The 6255-nt window shown below is 65.6% G+C and carries 4 protein-coding genes; 1 reads left to right on the plus strand and 3 read right to left on the minus strand.

Annotated elements, in window-relative coordinates; translation table 11 throughout:
* Positions 1–425: 425 nt before the first annotated feature.
* The 3 genes from N7367_RS19060 to N7367_RS19070 all read right to left on the minus strand — a co-directional run bounded on the left by N7367_RS19060 (position 426) and on the right by N7367_RS19070 (position 3624).
* Positions 426–2144, minus strand: coding sequence for a thiamine pyrophosphate-dependent enzyme (locus N7367_RS19060; RefSeq protein ID WP_279943015.1), 1719 nt, complete (start codon positions 2142–2144; stop codon positions 426–428).
* Positions 2145–2253: 109 nt separating this feature from the next.
* Complete coding sequence (locus tag N7367_RS19065) at positions 2254–3105, minus strand: SH3 domain-containing protein (protein ID WP_279943016.1); 852 nt, start codon at positions 3103–3105, stop codon at positions 2254–2256.
* A gap of 36 nt (positions 3106–3141) precedes the next feature.
* Positions 3142–3624 carry a DUF3574 domain-containing protein gene (locus tag N7367_RS19070; RefSeq protein WP_053517005.1) on the minus strand — a complete coding sequence of 161 codons (483 nt, stop codon included), beginning with the start codon at positions 3622–3624 and terminating at the stop codon, positions 3142–3144.
* A 214-nt stretch (positions 3625–3838) separates the two neighbouring features.
* Here N7367_RS19070 and N7367_RS19075 point away from each other — a divergent pair.
* Positions 3839–6255: TonB-dependent receptor (locus N7367_RS19075; RefSeq protein WP_279943017.1), on the plus strand; the 2417-nt coding region annotated here is incomplete at its 3' end.

Raw genomic sequence — 6255 nt, forward strand, 5'->3', positions numbered from 1 at the left:
GCCAGCCACGGAAGAGAATCAAAAGATCAAAAGCAAAGGCAGGCTCTCGTTGTAGCGCCGAGCGCATGCTCGGCTGCCATACGCGAAGCCTCTGAGCCGAGCATGGCTCGGCTACAGAAGATCATCCCGATCACTCCTTCGTTCATCCACGCATGGCGTGGATCTACCGTGTCGACCAAGGTCGACACCCATCAGGCAACAGCCATGCCATTCCGACAGATCACAGGAATCTGTCGAAGGCGGGGTGGGTCCGGTTGCGGGGGTGTCCGCGGCATGGATGCCGCGGCCAAGCCCCCAAGGACGGGTTTACGGCGTCCCCCGCAACCTGACCCACCCCGCCATCCCCCAGATAACCCGCTTCTGCTCTGGCTCTGGCTCTGGCTCGTAGCAGGTGCAGGGCGCAGCCCTGCATAAAACCCCAACCCTCACTTCTTCAGGAAGTTGTCCACCAGCAGATGCTTCACGTCGTCGAAGCGGCCATTCAACACCGCCTTGGCCGCATACAGGGCCGTACCCGCCACCTGTTTGGCCTCGATCTGCGGCGGCATCACCAGCTCCGCCCGGCTGGTATGCACGTCCAGCAATGCCGGACCGCGCTGGGCGAGGAAGTCCTGTACGGCCTCCTCCAGGTCCTCGCTGCGGGTGACCGTGCGGCCATGGAAACCGATCACCTCGGCAAGACGGCCGAAATCCGGATTCTTCAGGTCGGTGTAGTTGTCCAGCAGCCCTTCCACCTTCTGCTCCAGTTCCACGAAGTTCAACGAACCGTTGTTGAACACCACCACCTTGATCGGCAGCTTCTCCTGCACCGCGGTCAGCAGATCGCCCAGCAGCATCGCCAGCCCACCATCGCCCGACAGAGAGATCACCTGCCGGCCCGGGAACGCCTTCTGCAGGCCCAGCGCCTGCGGCATCGCATTGGCCATCGTGCCGTGCAGGAGACTGGTGAGCGTGCGGCGACGGCCATTGACGCGGATATGCCGCAGCACCCACACCATCGGCGAGCCACCGTCGGCGGTGAACAACGCATCGTCGCTGGCGTACTTCGACAGCAGCGCGGTCAGGTGCTGCGGATGGATCAGTTCGCCCTCGCCCGGCTGCTCCTCCTGCTCACGCTTGGCCAGCGCCTTGTCGCGACGCTCGATACACTCGTCGAGGAACGTGCTGTCCTCGCGGGGTGGCAGCATCGGCAGCAGTGCATCCAGCGTCGGTTCGATGTCACCCACCACGCCCAGGTTCACCGGATGGCGGCGACCGAGATGGCTGCCATCGCGATCGACCTGGATGATCGTCGCCTTGTCCGGATAGAACTGCCCCCAGGCAAAATCGGCGCCGAGCAGCAGCAGCGTGTCGCACTCCATCAGGGTGTGGAACCCGGATTCGATGCCGAAGATGCCGGTCATGCCCATGTTGTACGGGTTGTCCGGCTCGACGAAGTCCTTGGCACGCGAGGTGTGCGCGATCGGGGCCTGCAGGCGCCGGGCCAGTTCCAGCAGCTGCGCATGGGCGCCCTGGCAACCGGCACCGGCATAGATGCCGATGCGCTTGCCCTGCCCCAGCAACCCGGCGATGCGCTGCAGCTCGCCATCCGACGGGCGCAGCACCGGCTGGGCGTAGTGCACCGAGAACGGCACATCGTGCTTCACCTCGGCCTGGCTGATGTCGGCCGGCAGGATCACCACCGCCACGCCGCGGCGGCTGATCGCCGCCTGGCAGGCCAGGGCGACCACGCGTCGTGCCTGCGCCGGGCTGTGCACCTGTTCGCAGAACACCGTGCAGCTGCCATAGACCGCCTTGAAATCCACTTCCTGGGGGAATTCCATGCCCAGTTCGCTGGTCACCACCTGGCTGGCGATCAGCACCATCGGTGCGCGGTTGCGGTTGCTTTCAAAGATGCCATTGATGAAATGCAGGCCGCCGGGACCGCAGGAGCCGGCACAGGCCGTCAGCTCGCCGCTCACCAGCGAATCGGCGCCGGCGGCGAAGGCGGCCACCTCTTCGTGGCGCACATGTACCCATTCGATTTCGCTGCGATGCAGTGCATCGGTGACGTGGTTCAACGTGTCGCCGACGATGCCATAACAGCGACGGACGCCCGCCTGCTGCAGGGTATCGACAACGATCTCGGCAACGCGCTTGCTCATCGGATGCATCCTCGAACGGGGGAACGTCCGAGGCTAGACCCGACGAGGTGATGCCTCCGTGGGCAAGCCACGCATCGCCTCGACAGGCAAACTGCAGAGCGATATCGGGTCAATCGTTGACGTTGATCCAGCCCACCACCGCGCCGCTCTTCGGGTTGCGGTACCGCACCTTCAGCCAACCGTCCTGTTCATCCAGCAGTTCCACGCGGTCGCCCTGCAGCAGGTAACGCCGGGTGCTGGGCGCACCGGGCCGGTCGAACAGGAACAGGCGCGCCGGCACCACGGTGGCCTGCTGGCTGCGCAGCGGGCCGTCGGGCGGTGCGCCCAGGCCATCAGCGATCGCGCTCTCCAGCACACGACCGGTGGGATCAAAGGTGCGCCAGACCGCCGACGGGCCCTGCTCGTCGGCCGGCACCCAACGCAGTGCGGCGTTCAGGGTATCGCCCAGCATCAAGACGCGCTCGGCGCGATACAGATAGAGTTTCGCGCCTGCAAACCGGTACTGGTCCGTGTACCACATCGGGCCGCTGCGGCAGCTGCTGGTCAACGTGCGCGTGGCGGCATCAACGGTGAGCCCCATCAGGCCGCCGCAGTTGTCACGCCCATGGGTTTCGGCCTGCAGCGCGCGGAAACCACCGCTGGCCGGATCGTAGCGATACACCGCCACCGCTTCATTGACCATGCCGACCGACGCCCGCGCAACCAGCTCCGGGCGCCCATCGAAATCAACATCCTCGGCTGACAACCGCGAATTGCCGTCGACGTCCGGGGCACCCGGCAGGCTCAGCCGCTTGCCAGAGGGCAGCAGCTGCACGGCAATGCTGCCGTCCTCCGCCACCTTAGCCTGCACGCCAATGCCAGGTGCCGCCTCGAAGCGCAGCGACGCATCGCTGTCAGCAGCGTGCGCCAGCGGTACCAGCAGGCCCGCCAGCAGGCCAATCACGGTGTCCCTGTGTCTCATCGTCGTTGCCTGCGGCGCCAGGGCGGCGCCTCCCGGTCAGAACGATACGTCAACGGCCTGCCGCGACCACAGCACCGACTGGTGCCCGGTCTGCTGCTTCCACGCCAGGCGGATGGCTTCGATGTCGGCACGACGCTGCGGGCTGTCTTCGTGCAGCACCACCAGTACCTTGGTGCGCAGGCGGTTCGGCGCAGCGTCACCCCGGAACAACCACTGGCCGTAGGCATCGAACACGGTCAGGCCATCGGGGAAGCGCGGGGTCACTTCCTTGTCCAGGAAGGTCCGCCACTGCGCCTCGCTGATGGTGTCGGCCTGCGGTCGGTTGCCGGCGCCCTGCTCCTCGCCCACCCCGAAGTACAGCTCGCTGCGCACCCAGCCCTGGCCAGCGGACGGGCGTGCGGCATCCCCCTTCAGTTCAGCGGTCGTGGCCGTAGCGTAGGCGCTGGGCGCCTGCGAGGAGAGGCTGGCGCAGCCACTGGCGGCGAGCAGAACGGCGAAGGCAAGGCCAAGGTGTTTCATCGGTACAGCTCCGGGGAAGGGGGACAGTGCGAGCCGGCAGCGTACAGCGCCACCGGCCCGGCGTGCTGATGCCAACAGGGCATCAGCTCATGCCGGACCGGCAGGGGCTTGCATCAGCACCGGTCATCACGCGAAGATAATATATCGCTTCATCCGGATGGATGTAAGTGAAACTATCTCCCCCTTCCCCGTCGTCGTTGTTGCTGGAGCCCCCATGTCCGCCCGCCTGCCCGCGTCGCCGCTCGGCCTCGCCATTGCCCTTGCGCTCTCCCCCATCGCCCCGGCCCTGGCCCAGGACGCCACCAACCTCGACACCGTGATCGTCACCGGCACCCGTGCCGCCGACCGCACGGTGCTCGAATCCACCTCGCCGGTGGATGTGCTTACCGCCGAGGACATCCGCAAGGCCGGCGTGGTCAACGGCGAACTCGGCAGTGCGCTGCAGGCGCTGTTGCCGTCGTTCAACTTCCCGCGCCAGTCCAATTCCGGTGGCGCCGACCACGTCCGCGCCGCGCAGCTGCGCGGCCTGTCGCCGGATCAGGTACTGGTGCTGATCAACGGCAAGCGCCGCCACCACACCGCCCTGGTCAACACCGACAGCAAGATCGGCAAGGGCACCACGCCGGTCGACTTCAATGCCATCCCTGTCAGCGCGATCAAGCGCATCGAAGTGCTTCGCGACGGTGCCGGCGCGCTGTATGGCTCCGACGCCGTGGCAGGTGTCATCAATGTGATCCTCGACAATGGTGGCGACGGCGGCGAGATCGAAGCCAGCTACGGTGCAAATCACACCGATCTGAAGCCGATCGGCCGCACCCTTACCGATGGGCAGGCCGGCAACATCAGCGCCAAAGTGGGTACCTCGCTGGGTGAGGACGGTGGTTTCCTGCGCGTCGGCCTGGAGTACAAGCACCGCAACGGGACCAACCGCGCCGGCTTCGACCAGATTCCACCGTGGGACCAGACCCCGGACAACCTGGCACTGCAGGGCAAGCGCAACTACGTGCTGGGCGATGGTGAGAGCAAGGACATCAACCTGTGGCTCAACACTGAAATCCCGGTCGGCCAGACCTCCACCTTCTATGCGTTCGGCACCTTCAACCAGCGTGACACCGAAGGCGCGAACTATTTCCGCTACCCGGACGGCGAGGCCAACTGGAAGGAGGTCTATCCGAACGGTTACCGGCCGGTCTCCGAAGGCGAGAACCGCGACGTGCAGGCGGTCGCCGGTGTGCGCGGCCAATGGGGTGAGTGGAGCTACGACGGCAGCCTGGACCATGGCCAGAACGATTTCACCTATCGCCTGCGTGATTCGCTCAACGCCTCATTGGGCCCGGCCAGCCCGACACGCTTCAAGACGGCTGATTATGAGTACGCTCAGACCGTCGGCAACCTGGACCTGAGCCGTGTGTTCACCCAGAGCGACAGCATCAGCCATACGCTGGGCCTGGGCGCGGAAGCGCGCCATGAGCGCTACCAGACCCGCCCCGGCGACCCCGCCAGCTATGCGGCCGGCCCGTTTACCGACCGTCCCACCGGCTCGCAGGCCGGCGGCGGCCTCACGCCGCAGGATGCCGCCACCCTGTCGCGCGATGTGGCCAGCGCCTATGCCAGCCTGTCCAGCCAGTTCGGCGATCACTTCTCCAGCGACCTGGCTGCGCGCTACGAGCACAGCGATGATTTCGGCGGCGAACTGACCGGCAAGCTCGGCCTGCGTTACCAGTTCACCCCGGCCTTCGCCCTGCGTGGCGCGATCTCCAACAACTTCCGCGCCCCGTCGCTGGCACAGATCGGCTATGAGTCGACTTCCACTGGCTACAACGCCGGCGGCCAACTGGTGCAGGGCCGGCTGCTGTCGGTCAACAATCCGATTGCCCGTGGCCTGGGCGCGCAGGACCTCAAGCCCGAAAAGTCGATCAACACGTCGCTGGGCTTCACCAGCCGCATCGGCGAACACTTCGACCTGTCGCTGGACTTCTTCCAGATCGACATCGATGACCGCATCGCGCTGTCCGAAAGCATCACCGGCGATGCGCTGACCGATTACGTCGCCGCCAACTACGGCGTCAGTGGCCTGCAGAGCGCCAGCTTCTTCGTCAATGCCGCCGATACACGTACCCGTGGCGCAGAACTGGTCAGCAACTGGCGGCAGGCGCTGGGCAATGGCCAGCTGCTGCTGACCGGCACTTACGCCTATACCAAGACCACGCTGAAGAACGTGCTGGCCACGCCCGCACAACTGCAGGCGCTCGATCCGGACTATGTGCTGTTCGGCATCGAAGAGACCAACACGCTGACCGACGCCACCCCACGCACGCGCGGCAGCGTCTCTGCGGCATGGAGCAATGACCGCTGGTCACTCAGCAGCCGGGTGAACCGCTATGGCAGCGTCACCCGCGTCTTCAACTTCGGTGACGGCTACATTCCGCGCCAGACCTACCAGGCCGAATGGCAGCTGGATGCAGAAGTGGAGTATCGCATCAGCGCCCAATGGAGCGTGGCCATCGGCGGGCAGAATCTGACCGACAACTACCCGGATCGATCCAATGAGGACATCCACTACTTCGGCAATCTGCCCTACGACGTGCTTTCGCCGATCGGCAGCAACGGCGCCTACTACTACGGCCGCGT

The sequence above is a fragment of the Stenotrophomonas sp. GD04145 genome, from assembly GCF_029835135.1.
In the GTDB taxonomy this organism is placed as follows: Bacteria; Pseudomonadota; Gammaproteobacteria; order Xanthomonadales; family Xanthomonadaceae; genus Stenotrophomonas; species Stenotrophomonas maltophilia_P.

What these genes read in the sequence shown, in the direction of transcription:
- N7367_RS19065 (WP_279943016.1), bottom strand. Translation starts at nt 3,105, where the DNA reads ATGAGACACAGGGACACCGTGATTGGCCTGCTGGCGGGCCTGCTGGTA.
- N7367_RS19070 (WP_053517005.1), bottom strand. Translation starts at nt 3,624, where the DNA reads ATGAAACACCTTGGCCTTGCCTTCGCCGTTCTGCTCGCCGCCAGTGGC.
- N7367_RS19060 (WP_279943015.1), bottom strand. Translation starts at nt 2,144, where the DNA reads ATGAGCAAGCGCGTTGCCGAGATCGTTGTCGATACCCTGCAGCAGGCG.